This is a genomic window from Bradyrhizobium sp. JHI2711 (assembly GCF_056156565.1).
On the sequence record NZ_JBPZPT010000005.1, the window covers coordinates 402,917 to 422,986 of the forward strand.

Here is a 20,070-nt window from a genome sequence, read left to right on the forward strand (position 1 = left end):
GGCGATTCCATCCGGGCAGCCGGTTTATATGCTCAATCTGCTGCGCTACCGCGCGCAGGCGCGTTACGAGGACGGCTTTGACGCCGCGCCCTGCTCGGGCCGTGAAGCCTTTCATGAGCGCTACAGGCCGGCATTCCGGCGCCTTGCGGCCGGCAAGCCGATCGCGCCGATGTTTTCCGGGCCGATCCTCGCGAGCCTCGTCGGCTCGCCAAGCGAACGCTGGGACGAAGCGGCGCTCAATGAGTACGGTGACTTTGCCACCTTCCGCTCGATCGTCGACACCGAGACTTACAGGCGCGAAGTGGCGCCCCACCGGCACGCGGCGCTTGAGGATTTCCGGCTGTTCGCGCTCGCCAAGGCGATGTGAAACTGTGGCGACAGTGCCAGGCGCCGTCGCTCAACGGCGTCACCGATCTCGGGCCCTATTGTTTCGGTGCTCTGATTTCCCGGACGGTGATTTCGGCCAGAGCGACAGCGTCAGTCACGCCGCGCATGTGAATGTCGATCATCCTCTTGGCGAGAAGATCACAGATCGGATCGCTTCGATCCACCAGGTCGAGCTTGCGCAAGGCATGGTTGAAGGCGAGTTCAAGAACATGTTCCTGTTCGCGGGTGAGATCGACATTCGCAATCAGCCGTAGAATCGGCATGACGCTGCTCCCTGTTGGAGTAGGGCGGGAGCACAACCAGTCTCTCTGTCACCGATTGAAGCCACGGACCGGGCGGTGATGGAACACACTGTTCCTCAACGGCTTGGCAGTCAATGCCGTCAGAGTGCCAAGCAAGCGATATTGCAACTTAATCAGCAGGGCTGCGCTTTTGAGCTTCGAGGTAGTCGGCGCGCAAACGGTATTCTTCGGCGATCTCTAGCAGCGCAGCCTTGGTGCGCCCGTCAGCCGACAGTGCTGCTTGCTCGCGGGCGGCATGTTCGAGGCGGCGGAATTCTCGGTCCATGCGAACAGCCTACCTGACCGAGACGGCTGCCGCATTAAACTGTGCAAATGTGTACACATCGTCCACTCCCTCAGGAGATTGGGAGCGATGAGGCTTCACCCCGATCTCATCCTGCTTTGCCGTCCTCGCCCAGCCGCCGCGCCGCGGCCATCAGCACCACGAACGTCGCCACCCACACCATGCGCGCGCCGTAGCGGTCGTGGGGCCCTGAGATCACGCCGCAGATGAAGGCGTTGCCGAGCAGCGCCAGCGTCACCGTCCCAGCCAGCAGCGTCAGATCGTCCAGCCGGCGCCTTGCCAGCGCATGGCCGAGCAGCGCGAGCAGCGCCAGCATCGAGGCCAGCGCGACCGGGACATGCAGCCAGTTCACGACATCGAAATTGACACCCCAGTTCTGCTGCCGCGCCGCGCGCATCGGCGCGGCCTGTGCGGGGATGTAGCGCTCGATGATGCCGCGGGTGTGCGGGATCCAGCCGTTGGTGCCTTCGCCGGTCGCCACGTGCAGCAATTGCTGTCCCATCGCGCGAAGCGCCGCGCCGGCCTGCCAGGCTGGATAATCCTTCAGCGACTGCACGACGACGGTGCCCATCTCCTCATTCATGCCTGCGAAACGGCCGAGCGTGTTGAACACGCTCTTGCCCCACAGGAATTCGTCGGCGCTCGCCGGCAGCTCGTTGCGGTAGGGACAAAGCTTGTAACGTTCGCGCGGGCAACGGTCGTTGAGATATTGCGCGACGATGCCGTCCTGCATCATGCGGCCGAAGGCGACGCCGTAGCCGCCGGGCGTCCAGGCCAGCTTGCCGGACAGCGCATAATTCGCCGACACCAGCATCAAGCCGCCCGCGACGATGGTGAGGCTCGCCTGCAGTAGTCCGGCCAGCGGCAGGCGCGCGCCCAGAAACGGCCGCGCCATCCAGCCCGCGGCGCACAGTCCGAGCAGCACGCCGAGCGTGGCGCTGTGGGTCGCCGCGGCAAAGGCGGTGAAGACAAACAGCGAGATCTTCTCGATCGCCGAGGTGCGGTTTGCGCCGACCACCAGGAGGAACAGCGACAGCACCGCGAGCCCGGCAAAGATGTCGGTGAGCAGCATGCTCGCAAGCCAGGGCAGCGCGGTCGACAGCATCAGGGAGAGGCTGATTGCGACGAAGCGGAAGGTCTGCATCAAACTCAACACGCGAAGAGTGAGCTGCAGCAGCCATAGCGTCGCCAGCGACTGGGCGGCGAGGTTGATCCAGAAGCCGAAACCCTCGCCATAGTGCAAATAGAGGCCGAACACCGTGGAGCGGCTGGGGACGAGATAGCCCTCGTACCAGCGCGCGAGATAGCCGCCGGTATCCCATTGCAACAGCGGATAGCCGTTCCAGACCGCCGGCGCGATCATCAGGAGGGGCAGGGCCATTGCGGCCAGCCGCAGCCAAAAAGAGCCCGCGGCGCGCGCGCGCAGTTGATCGGTGGTGATGGTCAAATCGGCTCTGCCCCCGCTCGGATCATGCCCGCAATAACGGTTGGAGGCGAATTCACCAATAGTTTGACGCCGCCCGGCTTGAATTTGGCGAAACTCTGACCACCTTGAGCCGACCTTGCCGCTCGGGGCGTCAGAAGAAGGCCTTGTTTATCAATGCTTTGGCTTGCTATCCGAGGCAAGGCACTGTTCACTCTCAGGCAAGCCCGTCAGGACTTTGTCGCCTAGACTGTGCTATAGAGCCAACAAAATCAGCCAATTCGAAAGAGCAGATCCCATGGCAGTGCATCAGGTCAATCCGGGAGGAAAGCTCGCATCGCTCGATCCGATCTGGGACCGGATCCGCAGCGAAGCGGAGGACATCGTCCGCCGCGAGCCGGAGCTTGCGACCTTCATCTATTCGTCGGTGCTGCATCACGGCCGGCTGGAGGATTCGGTGGTCCACCGCGTCGCCGAGCGGCTCGATCATTCCGCGCTGTCGGGCGACCTGGTGCGTCAGGCCTATATGGACGCGCTGCGCGACGACCCTGATCTCGGCAACGCCTTCCGCGCCGACCTCGTTGCCGTCTACGACCGCGATCCCGCGACGTCGCGCTTCATCGATCCTTTGCTCTACTTCAAGGGCTTTCATGCCATCCAGACCCATCGCCTCGCGCACTGGCTCTATCTGAAGGGCCGCAAGGATTTCGCCTATTACCTTCAGAGCCGATCCTCGGCGGTGTTCCAGACCGACATCAATCCCGCCGCGCGCATCGGCCGCGGCATCTTCCTCGACCACGCCACCGGCTTCGTCTGCGGCGAGACGGCTGTGATCGAAGACGATGTCTCGATCCTGCACGGCGTCACGCTCGGCGGTACCGGCAAGGAGAACGAGGATCGTCACCCCAAGATCCGCCACGGCGTCCTGATCGGCGCCGGCGCAAAAATTCTCGGCAACATCGAGATCGGCCATTGCGCGCGCATCGCCGCCGGTTCGGTCGTGGTCAAGCCGGTGCCGCACAACGTCACGGTCGCAGGCGTTCCGGCCAAGATCGTCGGCGAAGCCGGCTGCGCCGAGCCGTCGCGCACCATGGATCAGATGATCAACGCGATGGGGCTCTGAGCGGGCCCTTGATGCTGCGAAGGGCCGGATTTTTCCGGCCCTTTTCCTCGCCAAATTCGTGCTGGCGGTTCGCCGCATCTCGTCCTAAAACCCGCCGACCATTTTCGATCGGAGACTTGCCGTGGACGTCAAAGAAGTCAGAAAGTTAGATGCGTATCTGAAGCGCGTATTCGGCAATCCCAAGATCCGCGTCGTGCCGCGGCCGAAGAAGGACGATTCCGCCGAAGTCTATATCGGCGAGGAATTCATCGGCGTGCTCTTCGTCGACGACGAGGACGACGATCGCTCGTTCCAATTCCAGATGGCGATACTCGAGGACGACCTGGTCGATCAGGAGTAGTTGGTCGCGAGCGAAGCGGAGTCTTCGCTCGAGCGCGGCGTTCTCCGTGTCCCGAACGCACTGCAACGCTCCTTAAGCGCGTTCACGCGCGTCTTCGACACGCTATGGCGTTGCAGTGCAGAGCCGGGACCCAGAAGCCACACGGAATATTTCTGCGACATGGGCCCCAGCTCAGCAGAGCATCGTCACTGGACGATGCTTCGCATCGGCAGGGAGACGCTGCGCTGTATCCGGGGTACGCGTCGAGGTTCGAGGCGCACTCTCTCCCCATCGTCATTGCGAGCGCAGCGAAGCAATCCAGGAATTCTTCCGCGCAGGGATTCTGGATTGCTTCGCTGCGCTCGCAATGACGCCGTTAGCTTCGCGGTCAAAGGCGAGGGTACCAAGCAGTCGATTCGGCGCAAGGCTTCGTGGTGCTGATGCCATTGGCAACAATCTGTGAGTAGGACGCGCGATCGCGCGCCTCTAGAGTGGCACGTCCCAAGATCATTGCTTCGATATGTTCGGCAAGATGCGGGTCATCATGGCGTACGAGCTGCCGCATCATTCCGATCGGGTACGATCAAGCTTTCATAGTTCTGCTTGGGGTTCTTTCGGCAACACACGCCTCGGCGGTAGCATTGCTGGAGCGGCATCCTGATCAGCTTTACGGGCTCAATTGCAGATTTCAGCGCTCCAGCACCGACGAGGCTGGTCCTCCCAATTGACCTCACCTCCACGCGACAGCCGGGCCTCACCTGCCGACAACCCGTTTGGCTGCAAGCAACCTCCCCTGTGGCCGGCGGCTTCTTAGTTGCAGACTTCAACGAGCGAAGTACCAGTTATTCCGCCTCGCCTCCCCGTATCTTCGAGCCGGCAGCCAGAACGAACTGGACGACAACCGACAGAGTTGCAATAGATCTGACCCGTCGCCTGCGGCTTCGCGGGTGTGGTTTCGACCTTCTTCTTTTCATTGTCTTGCTTGTTGGCATCCTCGCGGGTCGCGACCGGCTTCTTGTCCTGCGCCTTCTCGCATTCATTGTCGTCGTTGATGCGATAGCCGGCGCGGCAGGTGATCTTCACGCAAGTATCGCCGTCCGCCTTGAAGCCGTGATTGCACACGAGCGGGCAGACGCGCCCCGGCTTGGCCTTGATGGCATCGAGCGCTTCGAAGCTCGCGAATTTGGCGTCGAACTTCGTGCCGGCATATTTGTTGAAGAGGCTGAGCGAACGCTGCGAGGTCGCATTCCAGTCGCCGTCCGCATTGCTCGCGAGACAGCCGACGCGGCGGAGTTCTGACTGCACCAGCTTGGCTGTCTCCTGCGGCGACAGACTCGGCGGCGATTGGGTGGGGGCCACGGCCGCGACCTTCTGCTCAGCGTCACGCTGAGCCTTCTCTTTGGCGGCTAGCTCAGCCGCTGCCTTTTCGCTGGCGATTCTCTCGGCCAGCGCCTTCTCGGCAGCCTGCTTGTCGGCCAGTGCCTTGGCGGCTGCTTCTGCATCTTTCCTGCGCTGCTCGGCGGCCGCCGCCTTGGCCTCTTCGATCCGTTTGGCCTTCTCCGCGGCGATCCGAGCATCTTCGGCAGCCTTGGCCGCTGCTGCGGCTTTCTCCTGCTCGGCCTTCTTGGCCCGTTCGGCGGCAAGCTTTGCCTTCTCCTCCTCGGCCGCCCGCGCCTTCTCGGCCGCTGCAGCGCGGGCGTCTTCGGCAGAAATCCGGTTGAGTTGAGCCTTGGCGAGATCGGTATAGAAGCCGCTGGGATAACGATTGAGGAATGCAGTCCAAACGTCGCGCGTGCCGAGCTGGAGCGCCAGTTCGTAGTCGCGCCGGATGTCGCTGTCCGGGTTCGCCTGCGGTCCGGTCGCGACCGGCTTGGCCGGAACCAGGGCCACGTCGTCGCCGCCGAGCGAGCCGTACACAAATGGCTCCTGCTTGTAGCCGGTATTCTTGAGCACGTCGTCGCGCACGAAGCCGAACGCCTTGCGCAGATCGAGCCCGGGCGTCGGCAGACGTTCGACGAGAGCCGCCGCGAACGGGCTATTCTTGGAGTCGCCGTCGGACGCCGTCGAGCCCGCTTTCGCCGCGAACGCGATCATCGTATTCGGGCTGGTTGGCTCGACCTTGGCGAGGCCGCGGCCGATGGCACGCGAGGCGATGGTACGCTTCATCGTCTTGGCAAACGGGTTGTCGCGACATGCATCGAGGATGATCAGGCGCAGCTGCTTTGCAGGTTCGACCGCGAACAGCGCGCGGTCCAGCGCGATCGTTTCGTCCAGCACGTCGCTGTCGGTCTCCAGCGTCGCGTCTGTCGGGATCAGATAGTTGACGCCGTCCAGTTCAATGCCATGACCGGCGTAATAAACCACCGCGACCCCAGCATCCCGCGCCTTGCCGCCGAAGTCACGCAGCGCCCGGCGCATCTCCGAACCGTTGAGGTCGAGCTTGATGTCGACGGTATCGAACCCGGCCTTCCTGAACATGCCGCCGACCAGGGTGGCATCGTTCGCGGGGTTCGCCAGCCGCGCCACGTTCTTGTAGGCCGAGTTGCCCATCACCAGCGCGACGCGCTTCTCGGCCAGCGCCGGTCCGGCTCCCACGCAGATCGCAAATATCAACAAAACAAACAGCCGAAGCCGCATTCCAGCCCCCGAATGCAATAGCGTCAGATTATTCGCAGCATGGCCAATCGCAATCTGTGCTCAGTGATATCAGTCACACATCCATGCGCCATCCGGGCAACCCCGTGCCACGCATCACGGCCATCATGCCCTGTTTTGGCCCGATGGGTCAATCGTTATTCGAAAAAAACGAAAAGACTCGATGCTGCCAACGCTTGGCTACTGTGCATGGGGTTGTTTTCGATTTTTTGGTTTGGAGGCTCCAGCCGACAGTAAGCCGACCGCCCTTAGCCCCGCGGCCCGCGCAGCTGCGCGGTCAGCCTCTCCATCGCCTCCGCCACTTCGCGCCACTGCGACAGCCAGCTGCGTGGAAAGCGGAAGGTGAGGTCGGCGCCGCCGACGCGGCGCTCGGAGAGGCACATGCCGGGGGTGGCGGCATCGCGCGTGCAGCGCGCGGTGAGCGCGGGGCTCGCAGCCGAATAGAGGTCCTCGCTGCCGTAGGGCGTGTCGGTGCGGAACATGCGCATCGTCAGGCCGTCCGCTGGGCTTGCCGCGGCCGGGTCGAGATAGCGCGGATAGATCGTGGCCGTGCGCTGCTCGGGCGAGAGCGCATCGTGATGGGCGGCGATCGACAGGAAGATGCGGTCGATCGACTGCAGCGCCGCTTCCGCCGTGTCGGAGGTGACGTGCTTGGGCGCGCCGGGCGGCTCCAGCGAGGGATAGAGGAAGTCGAGATCGATGCGCTCCTGCGGCCCCGAGTGCCGCTGGATCTTCATCCGGATCGCGGTCACCGGCAGGTTGAACAACGTGCCGCCGACGCTCACCGGCAGCTTGTCCGGCGCGTTCGCGCCCCGGCTGCCCCAGGTCGGCCACAGCAGGTAGGCGACGAGCGCGACAGCTGCGACCGCCGCCGCGCCGCCGAGCACGATCGGCACGACATGCGCACGGGTGCGCGTGCGGGGGGACCTGAGGGGAGCTGCCGAGAACAATGCCATGAATTGTGCGAGGTCGACCGGAGGTCGGCCGATGGCCGACGAATCAGCGCGAATATGCCATGCGACGGCGCTTTCGCGCAGCGTTCCCGGCCGCTTGGATCGGGGACGGCCCCTGCACGGGACGGCCGGCCGCGTTAACCTTTCCTTAAGGATAATGTAGCGTTAACGGGCCCTGTTTGTCACAGGAAGGCACGCGCGTTGTGTAAGGGCGGAGCACTTCCGATGACACCTGAAGCTCTCAACACCTTCTTCTCGATCGGCATCGGTTTCGCGCTCGCGGGCGCGCTCGTGAACGGATACCAGGCGCTGGCACAGCGGCCAGCCGGCTTCGGCCTGCTGCAGGACGGCGTGGCCCCGAAAACCTTCGCGGCGGTTCCCTTCCTGGTGTTCGCCGCGCCCTTCATCATCATGCGCAACACGCTGCGCGGCGTGCGGGTGGAAAGCCGCCGCATGGAATTCGTGATGATGGCAACCGTCATCGCCGCCTTTTGGAGCATGATGAGCGGCACCTTCTTCCTGATGACGCTGCGCGCTGCCGGCATTCTGGTCTGATCCGAAGTGCCTCGAGCGCGGCCGGCCCTTTGCGTCGCGGCTGCCGTTTGGCTATGCCAGTCGTCAATGCGACAGGAGACAGCCAATGGCCATCTACGAGCTTGACGGGCAGGCGCCCGACCTTCCCGCCGACGGCAATTATTTCATCGCCGAGACCGCGACCGTGATCGGCCGGGTGCGCTTGAAGCCGGGCGCGAGCGTTTGGTTCGGCGCAGTGCTGCGCGGCGACAATGAGTGGATCGAGGTCGGCGAGGGCGCCAACGTGCAGGACGGCTCGACCTGCCACACCGATCTCGGCTTTCCGCTTGTCATCAGCAGGAATTGCACGGTCGGCCACAACGTCATCCTGCACGGCTGCACCATCGAGGAGGGCGCGCTGATCGGCATGGGCTCGATCGTGATGAACGGGGCAAAGATCGGCCGCAACAGCATCGTCGGTGCCGGCTCCGTCATCACCGAGGGCAAGGAGTTCCCCGAGCGCTCGCTGATCATCGGCTCGCCCGCGCGCGTGATCCGCACCCTCGACGACGCCCAGGTGCAGAAGATGGGGAGCGCGGCCCGGTTCTACGTGGCCAACGGTCCGCGCTTCAAGCAGGGCTTGAAGCGGATCGGCTGACCGGCCCGCCCGGCCGCGCTTCGCCCCAGCCGGGCCACGGCTCGATGCCGTAAGAATACAGGTTGGTGCTTTAATCCTCTGCTAGCGCGATCACGCTTATCATCCAGCGTTTTCAACCAGGAGGAGCGGCGCCATGGGAGCTGCGGCGCTGGAATCCGGCCTCGGTGCCGGAACCAAATTCTTGAAGAAATTGGTCCGTTTCGTGCGCGGCGCCGACACGCTGACCGTTGCGGAGAAGGTCTACAGCATCGCCGCCTTTCTCGCGATCGTCACCACTTTCCTGCTGGTGATGTCGGTCCAGTCGGTGCGCCTGCAGACGACGTATCGCCACCTGCATGCCACCTCCGCCGACGCGGCGGTCGGCGTCGGGCGCATCAACGCCCTGATCTACGCCGTCGTGATGGAATCGCGCGGCATCTACATGTCCGCCGATCGTGCCGCGATGAAGCAGTTCGCGGACGGGCTGGTGCGGCGCAACCGCGAGCTCGCCGAGGCCGTGAAGAGCATGGAGCGTACGGTGCGCGACGACGACGCCGAGCTGTTCTCTTCCTTCCGCCAGCGCATCCAGCAATTCATCGACTTCCGCCAGGAGCTGGTGCGCCGCGGCGTCGAGATCAGCCCGGCCGCGGCCCGCGAGTGGGGCGACAACGACGCCAATCGCACCCTGCGCAGCAAGCTCAACAGCGATCTCGAAGCGCTCGAGCGCATCTACGAACAGCGCGCCCGCGAGGCGGACGAACTCGCCGACAGCCACCGCTACGCAGCCGCCTATCTGTTCGCGCTGGGGCTCGTGGCGCTGATGCTCGCGGCGTTGAACGTCGTCGTCATGCGGAACTCGGTGGTCGGCGCGCTCGCCGATATCACGCAGGCGACCGACCGGATCGCGCAGGGCGACGTCAAGAGCGAGGTGCCGCATCTGCGCCGTCACGACGAGATCGGGCGCCTTGCGCGCGCGGTGCAGAATTTCCGTGACGCGGTGGCGCGCATCTTCGAGCTCGAGGAGCTCGAGGTCGGCACCGCGCAGGCGCGCGACGCGGCGATGACCGAGCGCGACAAGTTCAACGACAAGTACCAGGCCAAGAAGTGGCAGCTTTCGGCGGCGATCAACAGCATGCCGCAGGGGCTGATCATGCTCGACGGCAAGGCCAATGTGGTCGCGATGAACGCCAATTACCGCAGGATCTACAATCTGCCTGAGACGATCCAGACCGGGTCGAGTCTCGAGGAGATCCTCCAGCACAGGGTCGAGAGCGGATTGTTCAGCGGCGACGTCACGAAATACGTCGCGGCGGTGCTCGACCGCATCGCCAAACGCCAGCCGACGTCGTACGAGATCGCGCTGAACGACGGCCGCATCATCAAGATCTACGAGCGCCCGATGGACGGCGGCGGCTGGGTGTCGGTGCAGGAGGACGTCACGGAACAGCGCCACCGCGAACGCATTCTCGAACGGATGGAGCGCTTTCTCGCCACTATCATCGAGAACGTGGCCGAGGGCATCATCGCCAAGGACGCGCGCAATCTGCGCTACGTCTTCGTCAACAAGGCCGCCGAGAAGATGATCGGCATGTCGCGCGGCGAGATCATCGGCAAGACGGCGCGGGAATTGTTCTCCGTGGAGGCTGCCGAATTGATCGAGCGGCGCGACCAGCAGTTGCTCGCACAGCGGCAGCAGCTCGAGCCGATCATCGATACCATCGACAATCCCGTCCGCGGGCGCCGCGTCATCTGCGCCCGCCGCATCCAGGTGGGGGGCGCCGGTGAGGAGTCCCACATGTTCGTGACCATGGTCGAGGATCGGACCGAACGGCCCGCAGCGGCGGCATAGCGGCCGGCGGCAGCTCGCATCTGCCGCGGGCTGCCGATGCTCGCGCGGAAGTGAGACAGTGTGGCTGTCACGAATGACCGACTGACGGTAGCTTGGTCCTGCTTTGAAGCGTGGAGCAACCTCCACGCGGAGGATCGAGTGATGTTACGCAGGATGATGATGACGGCGCTGGCCGTGGCGGCGGTCGGGCTGTCGGCGCCACAAAAGGCCGAGGCGGGCGGCGGTTTCGGACGTGGTGGAGGCTTTCACGGCGGTGGCTTCCATGGTGGCGGCTTCCATGGCTGGGGGCACCGTCATTGGCATGGCGGCGGCTTCTGGCCAGGGATCGGGATCGGGGTGGGTCTCGCCGGCGCCGGCTACTACGGCGGTTATTACGGCTACGGCTACCCCTATTACGGCGGCCCCACCTATTATGGCGTCGGCTACAACGACGGTTATGGCGGCTGCTACGTCGTGCGCAAGCGCGTCATGACGCCCTCAGGATGGCGCTACCGCCAAGTCGACGTCTGCGAGTGAGGCGAAATAGCTGTTAAAAAACAAGGTCGTTGACGCAGTATACCGTCAACGACCTTGCCAGCCCCGGATATTGAAATCGGCTCACGCCATCCGGTAACGGCGAGCATCGCGCGGAATCATACCGGCGAATGTGATCCAGTTCACAAGTGGCGAAAATAAAGTTCCCGCACCGTGCCCGGCTCAGCCGCCCGAGCGCTTGCGTGCGCTGGCGTGGCGGTGCCGCGCCGGTTTCCTGCGGGTAACCGATGGAGTCTCGACCTCAGTCGCCCGTGCGCTGGCAAAGGACTGCCGCAAGCCGTCGATGGATTCGTTCAAGGCCGTAACCTGCTCCGACAGGCGCTTGGTGTCGGCCTGTTGCGCCGCCAGCAGCCGCTTCATCGTCTGAAGCTGGTCCTGCACCACCTGGAGCTGGTCGATCGATTCCTGCTGGGTCGCCTCCAGCCCCTTGGTCTTCTCGACCAGCTGCTCGGAGGCCTGGGCGGTGCGGGCCTGAAGCTGCCGCGAGGCCACCACCCGGTCGCTCTCGGGGGCGGCACCGGTATAGGCCCGCCAGATTGCGATCGACGTCACGCCCGCGATCAGCAGCAGGAGGGCTGCAGCAGTCAGCGCGATCGGCTGGGCGCCAAGGCGAAGGAGGGTGTTGGACGGCCTGTCCTGGGCGAGATCGATCATCGCTGACAAAACCCAAATTGAAACTTGGTGAGTGGCGAAGACCGGCAACCCAGAGGGGTCACCGGGGCGTCCCGAAAGCCTTACGTTTCGGCAAGGAATGGGACCAAAAAGAGGCTGAGCGGCAAAAAACCAGTGATCAGCGGCTCTTGCAGCCCGGGAGCGCCGCGCAGGGGGCAGGGATCAAGGCTGAAATTGCGAGAACGGCCCGGAATAGCTCTTTGCGCGCGGTGCCGCATAGGGCCCGAGCCGGGAGGTCTTCAGTCCAAGTCGCACCAGTGATTCCGCCAGCGTCACCGCGGCCGCGACGCCGTCGATCACGGGCAGGCCGTGCGCGGCGGCGAGCTCGCCTGCGAGATCGGCCATGCCGGCGCAGCCGAGCACGATCGCTTCTGCCCGGTCGTCACGGACGGCGGCGGTGATCTCCGCTGAGATCTTGCCGAGCGCATCAATGTTGCGCTCTTCCAGCGCCAGCACGGGGACCTCGGCGGCACGGACGCGGGCACAGCGTTCGGCCAGACCGTACTTCCGCAGATTGTGCTCGATCGGCACGATGGAGACGCCGAGCGTGGTCACCACGGCAAATCGAGCGGCGATCAGGCTCGCGAGGTGGAAGCCGGCCTCGCCGATGCCGATCACCGGCGCCTTGGCGGCGGCACGCGCGGCATCCAGGCCGGTGTCGTCGAAGCAGGCGATGATGTGTGCGTCCGCGCCGTCGCGATCGGCCTCGCGGATGCAGCCGAGCATGCCGGGCACCGCGAAAGCTTCGTCGTAAAACCCCTCGATCGAGACCGGGCCCATCGCCGGCTGACGCGCATCGATCACGGTGTCGGCGAGGGCAACGCTGCGCGCGGCAGCGGCGATCTTCGCCGTCATCGACGCCGTTGTGTTGGGGTTGACGACGTGAAGCCGCATTGGAACAGACGAGTCCTTATCTCAGACGAGTCCCTTGCCGGCGTCCGAGCCCTTGGCCGCCTGCCGCTTGTTGAGCACGTGAATGGTGCCGAGCGCAAGCGTGATGACCGTGAACGAGACCGCCGAGATCACGGTGCCGAGCGCGTAGATGTCGGGGTTGGTCACGGTGGTGGTGAGGCCTTGAAGATCCAGCGGCAACGTGTTCACGGCGCCGATCGCCTGGCTGGAGCGTGCGAGCTCGTCCCAGGACAGCGTGAAGCCGAACAGGCCGATGCCGATCACCGAGGGCAGGATGATCGGCAGCACGACATGACGAAAGGTCTGCCACGGTGTCGCGCCGAGATCGCGCGCGGCCTCTTCCAGCCGCGGATCGAAGCGGTTGAAGATCGCGAACATGATGAGCAGCCCGAATGGCAGCGTCCAGGTCAGGTGCGCGCCGAGCCCGGACGTCAGCAGGCCCATCGAGGTCTCGAAATTCTCGTTCCAATGCGCCTTGATCAGGTCGTCGATGATGCGGAACTCGAGCGAGATGCCGAGCGAGGTGATGATCGAGGGCACGATGAGGCTGGCGATCGCCGAGTAGAACAGGATGCTCTGCGCCTTGAACTTGCGCCGGAACGCCATGCCGGCGGCGACCGACAGCACGACGGTGACGATCATCACGACGATGCCGAGCAGCAGCGAGCGGCGGAAGGCGGCACCGAGATCGACGATGCCGGTGCCCTGGAACAATTTTGCGATCCAGAAGGTCGATACGCCGTTCATCGGGAAGGTGAGGCCGCCCTGCGGCCCCTGGAACGACAGCACGTAGATCGCGATCATCGGCCCATAGAGAAACAGCACATAGGCCGCGAAGAAGATCGCGAGCACGTAGAACGAGCGCGGGCGTCCTTCCTTCATGCTCTAGAGCTCCTTCTTGATGTCGACGATGCGCGACATCATGGTGATGATCAGGAAGGTGATTGCGAGGAGGATCACGGCATTGGCCGCGGCGGCGGGGAATTGCAGCGCGTTGACCCGCGTCTCGATGATCTTGCCGGCGGCGGCGATCTGCTGGCCGCCCATCACGCCGATGGTGATGAAGTCGCCCATCACGATGGTGATGACGAAGATCGAGCCGATCACGATGCCGGGCTTGGCCAGCGGAATGATGACGTTGACGAGGGTCTGGAAACCGCTGGCGCCGGCATCATAGGCGGCCTCGATCAGCGACTTGTCGATGCGCACCATCGAGTTGAAGATCGGCACCACCATGAAGAAGGTGAAGAGGTGCACCAGTGCCAGCACCACGGAGAATTCGGAGAACAGCAGCCATTCCACGGGATGGTTGATCAGGCCCGTCTTCATCAGGCCGGTGTTCACGAGGCCGTTGCGGCCGAGCAGCGGGATCCAGGCGATCATGCGGATCACGTTGGAGGTCCAGAACGGGATCGTGCAGAGCAGCGACAAGCCCATCTGCCAGGTCTTGGACTTGACGTGGAAGGCGAGGAAGTAGGCGACCCAGAAGCCGATGAAGAGGGTGATGGCCCAGACCAGGAAGCAGAGCTTCAGCGTCTTCAGATAGGTCTTGGCGATGGTGCAGAGCTCAGGGAGCTGCGCGATGCAGCCTTCGAACGTGTCGGTGTAGCCGCGGCCGGAGAAAGCCGGCAGCAGCTGGTATTCGTTGTAGTCCCAGAACGAGACGATGACGACGAAGGCGAGCGGAATGAGGAAGAACGCGAGAAACACCAGCATCATCGGCCCGGCCTGAAGCCAGGAGATGAAGGACGGCGACAGGCGCGTCGGCTTTGCGGCGCGCGCTGTGCCCGACCCCGGGATCAAGCCCGGGGCTGCCTGTTGCAAAACCTCTTCCGACATGTCCGTTACGCCGCGATGAACTCGTTCCACTTGCGGACCATGTAGTCGTTCTCGTCCATCACGGCGTTCCAGCACGCGACCCCGCCCATGCGATCCTCGTAGGAGCCGCCGTCACGCACCGCGCCGGCCTTTTCAAGCAGCGAGCCGTCGGGCGCCTTGATGTCCTTCTCGGCCGGTTTGCCTTCCATCCAGTAGGCCCATTCGTAGGGCTCCATGTGCGCCTTCGCAGTGGAGAGCACGGCGGAGTAATAGCCCTGGCGGTTGAGATAGGCGCCGGCAAAGCCCGACAGGAACCAGTTCACGAATTCATAGGCCCATTCGAGCTTGGCACCCGAGACGCCCTTCGACACGCAGAAGCCGGAAGCCCAGGACCGGTAGCCTTCCTTCAGCGGCTGGAAGGTGCAGGGGATGCCCATCGAGCGTACCTTGGTGACCGCCGGCGACCACATCGACTGAATCACGGTCTCGCCCGAGGCCATCAGGTTGACGCTCTCGTTGAAGTCCTTCCAGAAGGCGCGGAACTGGCCGGCCTTCTTGGCCTCGGTCATCACCTTCATGGTGAGATCGATCTCTTCCTTCGTCATGTTGCCCTTGTCGGCATATTTGTACTTGCCGGAGGCTTCCACGACCATCGCGGCATCCATGATGCCGATCGAGGGAATGTTGAGGATCGAGGCCTTGCCCTTGAACTCGGGGTTGAGCAGCTCGGCCCAGGTGGTGATCGGACGCTTGATCAGGTCGGGGCGGATGCCGAGCGTGTCGGCGTTGTAGACGGTCGGGATCAGCGTGACGAATTCCGTCGCCGACGTCGCGAACTTCTTGGAGTCCTTGCCTTCGAGATAGAGCACCTTCCAGGGCGCGGTGCCCTGGCCGCCGATCTTCTTGCCGCCGGGCGTCTCGCCCTTGGTGAAGACGGGCGTGATGTTGCCGAACTCCTTGATCTTCTTGGCGTCGAGCGCAAGGATGTTGCCCGACGGCACCAGCTTCTTCAGCGAGAAATATTCGGTATCCAGCACGTCGAAGGAATTCGGCTGGGTCATCACGCGCTTGGTGACGTCGTCCGTGGTTGCGGTGATGTATTCGATCTTGATACCGGTGTCCTTCAGGCATTGCTTGGCGATGTCGTCGCCCTCGTTCACGGCCGTGCCGAGATAGCGCAGCACCTTCGCATCGGCCGACTTCACGTAAGGAAAGCCGGTGATCGCGCCGGAGCCGGCGGCGAGGCCGGCGAGACCCGCGGTGCCCTTCAATAGCGTGCGGCGGCTGACGCCGGTCTTCCTGGTCGTCTCGGTCATTTCGCTCACTCCTCTGTGTTGCGCATTTCCGTGGTGAAGGGTGCTATTGCAGGCGTTGCGCCTTGGCGGGATCCCAGGTCGCCAGCACGCGATCGCCCGGGCGAAACGGATGCACGTCGAAGGTGGACTCGGGAACGTGGGAGAACAGGGCGGTGCCGTCGTCGAGCGTGAGCGAGACGGCGATGTAGGAGCCCTGGTACTCGGTCTGGGTCAGCAGCGCCGGCGCGCCGAAGGCGCCGTCGACGAACGGCACGATGCCGAGCTGATCGGCGCGAACGGCGATGAGATTGCCGGCGTCGCTGAGCACGTTGTGGCCGCCGATGAATCGGGCCACGAATTCGGTGCGGGGACGATGGAAGATGTCGCGCGCCGTGCCCTGCTGCTCGATCCTGCCGTGGTTCATCACCACGATGTGGTCGGCGAGGGCCATCGCCTCTTCCTGGCCGTGGGTAACCTGGATGAAGCTGATGCCAAGCTCGCGCTGCAGCCGCTTCAGCTCGCCGCGCATCTTGACGCGCAGGAACGGATCGAGCGCCGAGAGCGGCTCGTCGAGCAGGAGGATCTGCGGCTCGGTGATCAGCGCGCGCGCGAGCGCTACGCGCTGCTGCTGGCCGCCCGAGAGCTGCGCCGGAAGACGGCCTGCATATTGGCTCATCGCGACCAGCTCGAGCAATTCGCCGGCGCGCTTGTGCCGCGTCGGCTTGTCGATGCCGCGCATCTTCAGGGCGAAGGCGACGTTGTCGAGCACGGAGAGGTGCGGAAACAGAGCGTAGGACTGGAACATCATCGCGGTGCCGCGCTTGGCGGGCTCGAGGTCGGTGACGTTCTGCGCGCCGAGGATGATGTCGCCTTCGCTGACCGCCTCGTGACCTGCGATCATGCGCAGCGTCGAGGTCTTGCCGCAGCCGGAGGGGCCGAGCAGGCAGCAATAGGTGCCGGCCGGGATCTTCAGGTTGACGTTGTCAACGGCCAGCGTGGCGTCGTAGCGCTTGGTGACGGCGACCAGTTCGAGAGCGGCGGGAATGGCCATGGCGTGTCCGAGGAGGGGCGTTGCGTCCCGCCTCTCTCCGCAAGGTCCGTGCCAACAGCCCGCGACGATGCGAATTTCAGAAACTGTGCAGCGGAGTCAGATCGTTAGATCGATTCCGGCCCAATGTCGGGCCGTCACCCGTGCAGCCAGCTGCACACAAAACGGGCGAAGATTGTATAAAGTTTCGCCTGTGATTGGATACAGCTCGTCGACTAACATTGCAGGCCGAACGTTCGTCGATCGAGCCTCACAATCATGGCCGCCAAGACCCGCCAGAAACCCGATGCGCCAGACGCGAGCGATCGCGTCAGCCGTATCCGGGAGGGTGTGACTGCCGCGATCCTCGAGCATCGCCTGCTGCCCGGCACCAAGCTCGGGGAGGACGAGATCGGCGACATCTACGGCGCAAGCCGGACGCTGGTGCGCTCAGCGCTGCAGCAGCTTGCGCATGAGGGCATCGTCAATATCGAGAAGAATCGCGGCGCTTTCGTTGCGCGCCCGACGCCGGCTGATGCCCGCGAGGTGTTCGAGGCGCGGCGCCTGATCGAGCCCAGCATCGTGGACCGCGCCATTGACGCGGTTTCGCCGGCCTGGCTCGATCGCCTGCAGCACCATCTCACGGAAGAACGCGAGGCCGAGTTGCGCGGCGATGCCCGCGCCTCCGTCCGTCTGTCCGGCGAGTTTCATCGTCTCGTCGCCGAGATGAGCGGCCACAGCATCTATCTTGGCTTCCTGAAGGAGCTGATCGCGCGCTCCTCGCTCATCATCCTGCTGTACCGCCGTCACGACACGCCCGCGTGCGGCACCGATCATCACGCCGGGATCGCCGCCGCGATCCGCAAGCGCGACAAGGCGCGCGCCGGCGCCTTGATGCTGTCGCACCTGAACGAGATCGAGGCGGAGCTGTTCCTGAAGGATCCCGCCGCCGATGAATTGCGGCTGGCGGACGTGCTGGGGGCGTGAGAAGGGCGTCGCCAGCGCACGGGATCGGCGGGTCCGGACGCTATTGTGGCTCCAATCCGAGATTCTTGATCGATTCCAGCCAGACCGGCCCTTCTTTTTCGTAGAGGGCGACCGAGGATGCGCGGTCCATTGCCGGCGCATCGACCCCGAAGGCCTCCAGCAGCTTCTGGACACGCTCGGTCTTGCCGCCTTCGACCATCAGCTTGGCGAGCAGCTCGATCCGGTCGGTCGGCGTCGCAGCGGGCGCCACCAGGGTCGTGAAGCTGGTCAGCTGGAAGACCTTGCCGGTGACCCCCTGCTCGGTGAACGTCTTGGTGTCCGGCAGCTTCTTCATGCGAACCAGTGACGGAACAGCGATCGCACGGCCGACGCCGGTATCAAGGACCGGAAGCGCGGCTTGATAGCTGCCGGTCGCGGCCTGGATGACGCCGGCCGCCAGGTCCTGCCACATCGGCGCTTCGCCGCGGTAATGCACGATGGAGATGTCGAGGCCGTATTGGCGATTGAGCTCGGCGATCGCGATGTGCGCGAACGAACCGATCCCATACGACCCGGCCGTGACCTTGTTGCGGCGCGCATAGGCGACGAAATCTTCGATGGACTTTGCACCGGTAGCGGAATGGACGACCAGCGGCAGATGACCCGATGGCGTCATCGCGACGATCGTGAAATCCTTGTCCGGATCGTAGGCGAGCGACTTCAGCAGCAGCCGGTTTCCGAGCAGCGTGGACGAGATCGTGTACATCAGCGTATGGCCGTCCGCCGGCGAATCCTTGACCGATTGGGCTGCCAGCGCGCCGCTCGCTCCCGTCTTGTTTTCGACGACGACCGGCTGTCCGAGCTTCTGAGAGATGTAATCGCCATAGGCGCGGGCGAACGCATCGGTGATGCCGCCGGCGGGCGTCGACACGACGATCTTGATTGCTTTGGTCGGCCAGGCTTCGGCCGCAGCCCCGTCAGCCGTGGCCAGCACCAGGCCTGCAATTGCAGCGCCCAGCATCGCGACGAATGTCCTCACTTGCCCCTCCGGTTTTGTTGCGTCTTTGGGCGCCCTTTGGCCGCCGGGCAGAGATGTCACACGAGCAGAGTCAAATAGAAACAACATTTCATGGTGTGAAATGGCTAGCTCTTGGCGGCCGCGGACGGGCCTGCCGCAGCAAGCCTGGCGCTGAGCGTCTCGGCCAGTGCGGAGGCGACTTTCTTCATCTGAGGCACGAAGCGCCTGAGACCTTCCTCGGTGCTGACGGCCTCGCGCAGCATCATCACGTTCATGCTTGCGAACAGGCGGTTCGGAACAGCGACGGGAACGCCGATCGCCCAGACGGCGCCGCCGAAGATGCGGCGGCTGTAGCTCTCGTCCATCACTGCGAATCCGGCTTTCCGGATCGCGCGCAGCACCTTGGTGAGTTTGGCGGGATTGCGGGCGAGGTCGTTCCAGGGCTCCGGGCTGAGGGCAAGGCGCGCCGCGATGCGCTCCTGCTCGGCCGGTTCGCAAAACGCCAAATAGGCGCGCCCCATCGAGGTGCCCAGCACGGGAAAGCGAAAACCCGGCGGACGGTAGAAGAGCAGCGAACCGCCGATCCGGGTCGTATGTGCGATCACCATGGATTCCTCGTCGAGCACGGCCACGTCCGAGGGCCACTGAATCTGTTGGCGAAACTTGTTGAGCATCGGTTCGGCGATACCGCCGATCCAATTGGGTTCGTCGTAGCCGGCGCTGAGCAGGAGCGCCCGTCCGGTCGGGGCATAGCTGGGCGGCTCGGCGCGCCGCACCACATATCCTTCATGCTCCAGCGTTTCGAGCATGCGGACGATTGTTGCCTTGTTGAGGCCCGTCGCCTTATGCAGCGAGCCTACGGTCGATTGCCGTTCCTGGTTGATGACGCGCAGGACCTCGAGGCCTCTCGACAACGCGATAACGGGACGGAACGAGGGCATGGCAGCTCTTTGTGAGGACCGTGCCGCTAGTCAATGATGCAATCGCCGGATCAGTCAACAGGCTCCGGCTCCCCGGCCGGGAATTGGACGGTGCCACATCGGCTCCTCAGCGACCGAGTTCGCTTTCGGCGGCAAGCTGCCCCTCTGCCGTGATCTCGTATTCGCCGTCGTGCTTGGTCATCCATCCTGACCTGACCATTTCTCGTGCAAGCTGTATCGAGCAGATCGGATGATTGCCGCCCGGGTGATACAGCCTGTCGTTGCGGACGAGCAGGTGCCCGTACAATCGCGCCTGGCGCAGCGCCCTGCGCATCCCCGGTGATGGACTTTTCATGCCGGTTCAAGCGCGAGCACGATGAAGGTTCCTAATGAATGCTGCTATCTCATCGGCATGATAGCGCACATAGGAACCGTCATTCTGCTGCATCGTTTGTCTTCCGAGG

The 20,070-nt window shown here is 64.0% G+C and carries 22 protein-coding genes; 8 read left to right on the plus strand and 14 right to left on the minus strand.

What is annotated here, in order from left to right; all coding sequences use genetic code 11:
• Positions 1–28 precede the first annotated feature (28 nt).
• Positions 29–367 carry a hypothetical protein gene (locus tag ACTEK7_RS32605; RefSeq protein WP_225142679.1) on the plus strand — a complete coding sequence of 113 codons (339 nt, stop codon included), beginning with the start codon at positions 29–31 and terminating at the stop codon, positions 365–367.
• A 55-nt stretch (positions 368–422) separates the two neighbouring features.
• On the opposite strand, the gene ACTEK7_RS32610 is transcribed toward ACTEK7_RS32605, so the two are convergent.
• The 3 genes from ACTEK7_RS32610 to ACTEK7_RS32620 all read right to left on the minus strand — a co-directional run bounded on the left by ACTEK7_RS32610 (position 423) and on the right by ACTEK7_RS32620 (position 2,419).
• Positions 423–650, minus strand: a complete 228-nt coding sequence (locus ACTEK7_RS32610; RefSeq protein ID WP_146207712.1) for a hypothetical protein — start codon at positions 648–650, stop codon at positions 423–425.
• 148 nt (positions 651–798) lie between these two features.
• Positions 799–954 carry a hypothetical protein gene (locus tag ACTEK7_RS32615; RefSeq protein ID WP_156447197.1) on the minus strand — a complete coding sequence of 52 codons (156 nt, stop codon included), beginning with the start codon at positions 952–954 and terminating at the stop codon, positions 799–801.
• Positions 955–1,060: 106 nt separating this feature from the next.
• Positions 1,061–2,419, minus strand: coding sequence for a hypothetical protein (locus ACTEK7_RS32620; RefSeq protein WP_225147519.1), 1,359 nt, complete (start codon positions 2,417–2,419; stop codon positions 1,061–1,063).
• A 274-nt stretch (positions 2,420–2,693) separates the two neighbouring features.
• Between ACTEK7_RS32620 and cysE the strand changes: the two genes are divergently transcribed.
• Positions 2,694–3,518, plus strand: a complete 825-nt coding sequence (cysE, locus tag ACTEK7_RS32625) for a serine O-acetyltransferase (RefSeq protein ID WP_036029708.1) — start codon at positions 2,694–2,696, stop codon at positions 3,516–3,518.
• 121 nt (positions 3,519–3,639) lie between these two features.
• Positions 3,640–3,858 (plus strand): DUF3126 family protein, encoded by a 219-nt coding sequence (locus ACTEK7_RS32630; RefSeq protein ID WP_007602550.1) that lies wholly within the window; start codon positions 3,640–3,642, stop codon positions 3,856–3,858.
• A gap of 789 nt (positions 3,859–4,647) precedes the next feature.
• Here the strand turns inward: ACTEK7_RS32630 and ACTEK7_RS32635 are convergent.
• Together ACTEK7_RS32635 and ACTEK7_RS32640 are read right to left on the minus strand one after the other, a co-directional pair.
• A complete protein-coding gene (locus ACTEK7_RS32635) occupies positions 4,648–6,474 on the minus strand; it encodes a caspase family protein (RefSeq protein WP_225147518.1) in 1,827 nt (608 codons plus the stop codon).
• A gap of 266 nt (positions 6,475–6,740) precedes the next feature.
• Positions 6,741–7,448, minus strand: a complete 708-nt coding sequence (locus tag ACTEK7_RS32640; protein WP_225147517.1) for a hypothetical protein — start codon at positions 7,446–7,448, stop codon at positions 6,741–6,743.
• Between the two features lie 222 nt (positions 7,449–7,670).
• On the opposite strand from ACTEK7_RS32640, the gene ACTEK7_RS32645 reads away from it, so the two are divergent.
• From ACTEK7_RS32645 to ACTEK7_RS32660, 4 genes are all read left to right on the plus strand, one after another.
• Complete coding sequence (locus ACTEK7_RS32645) at positions 7,671–8,000, plus strand: DUF6949 family protein (RefSeq protein WP_109143294.1); 330 nt, start codon at positions 7,671–7,673, stop codon at positions 7,998–8,000.
• 85 nt (positions 8,001–8,085) lie between these two features.
• A complete protein-coding gene (locus tag ACTEK7_RS32650; protein WP_225124829.1) occupies positions 8,086–8,616 on the plus strand; it encodes a gamma carbonic anhydrase family protein in 531 nt (176 codons plus the stop codon).
• Positions 8,617–8,749: 133 nt separating this feature from the next.
• On the plus strand, positions 8,750–10,444 hold the full coding sequence (locus tag ACTEK7_RS32655) for a PAS-domain containing protein (protein ID WP_225147516.1): 1,695 nt from the start codon (positions 8,750–8,752) through the stop codon (positions 10,442–10,444).
• 141 nt (positions 10,445–10,585) lie between these two features.
• Positions 10,586–10,960: a hypothetical protein gene (locus ACTEK7_RS32660; RefSeq protein WP_225147515.1), complete on the plus strand. Its 375-nt coding sequence runs from the start codon at positions 10,586–10,588 to the stop codon at positions 10,958–10,960.
• A 180-nt stretch (positions 10,961–11,140) separates the two neighbouring features.
• Here the strand turns inward: ACTEK7_RS32660 and ACTEK7_RS32665 are convergent, their stop codons facing one another.
• From ACTEK7_RS32665 to ACTEK7_RS32690, 6 genes are all read right to left on the minus strand, one after another.
• The gene (locus ACTEK7_RS32665; protein WP_036015282.1) at positions 11,141–11,632 is read right to left on the minus strand and encodes a hypothetical protein; all 492 of its coding nucleotides are present in this window, start codon (positions 11,630–11,632) and stop codon (positions 11,141–11,143) included.
• 180 nt (positions 11,633–11,812) lie between these two features.
• Positions 11,813–12,544: an aspartate/glutamate racemase family protein gene (locus tag ACTEK7_RS32670; RefSeq protein WP_225147514.1), complete on the minus strand. Its 732-nt coding sequence runs from the start codon at positions 12,542–12,544 to the stop codon at positions 11,813–11,815.
• A gap of 21 nt (positions 12,545–12,565) precedes the next feature.
• Positions 12,566–13,444 carry an ABC transporter permease gene (locus ACTEK7_RS32675; protein ID WP_025037151.1) on the minus strand — a complete coding sequence of 293 codons (879 nt, stop codon included), beginning with the start codon at positions 13,442–13,444 and terminating at the stop codon, positions 12,566–12,568.
• 3 nt (positions 13,445–13,447) lie between these two features.
• Entirely contained in the window at positions 13,448–14,401 is a 954-nt protein-coding gene (locus ACTEK7_RS32680) for an ABC transporter permease (RefSeq protein ID WP_225147513.1), read from the minus strand.
• Positions 14,402–14,406: 5 nt separating this feature from the next.
• A complete protein-coding gene (locus tag ACTEK7_RS32685; protein WP_036029687.1) occupies positions 14,407–15,696 on the minus strand; it encodes an ABC transporter substrate-binding protein in 1,290 nt (429 codons plus the stop codon).
• Between the two features lie 43 nt (positions 15,697–15,739).
• Positions 15,740–16,726: an ABC transporter ATP-binding protein gene (locus ACTEK7_RS32690; protein ID WP_225147512.1), complete on the minus strand. Its 987-nt coding sequence runs from the start codon at positions 16,724–16,726 to the stop codon at positions 15,740–15,742.
• Between the two features lie 255 nt (positions 16,727–16,981).
• On the opposite strand from ACTEK7_RS32690, the gene ACTEK7_RS32695 reads away from it, so the two are divergent.
• Positions 16,982–17,689: a GntR family transcriptional regulator gene (locus ACTEK7_RS32695; RefSeq protein WP_036029681.1), complete on the plus strand. Its 708-nt coding sequence runs from the start codon at positions 16,982–16,984 to the stop codon at positions 17,687–17,689.
• A gap of 40 nt (positions 17,690–17,729) precedes the next feature.
• On the opposite strand, the gene ACTEK7_RS32700 is transcribed toward ACTEK7_RS32695, so the two are convergent.
• From ACTEK7_RS32700 to ACTEK7_RS32710, 3 genes are all read right to left on the minus strand, one after another.
• On the minus strand, positions 17,730–18,707 hold the full coding sequence (locus ACTEK7_RS32700; RefSeq protein ID WP_036029677.1) for a Bug family tripartite tricarboxylate transporter substrate binding protein: 978 nt from the start codon (positions 18,705–18,707) through the stop codon (positions 17,730–17,732).
• A gap of 104 nt (positions 18,708–18,811) precedes the next feature.
• Positions 18,812–19,627: a helix-turn-helix domain-containing protein gene (locus ACTEK7_RS32705; protein ID WP_036015272.1), complete on the minus strand. Its 816-nt coding sequence runs from the start codon at positions 19,625–19,627 to the stop codon at positions 18,812–18,814.
• A gap of 106 nt (positions 19,628–19,733) precedes the next feature.
• On the minus strand, positions 19,734–19,961 hold the full coding sequence (locus ACTEK7_RS32710) for a hypothetical protein (RefSeq protein ID WP_036044010.1): 228 nt from the start codon (positions 19,959–19,961) through the stop codon (positions 19,734–19,736).
• Between the last annotated feature and the right edge of the window lie 109 nt (positions 19,962–20,070).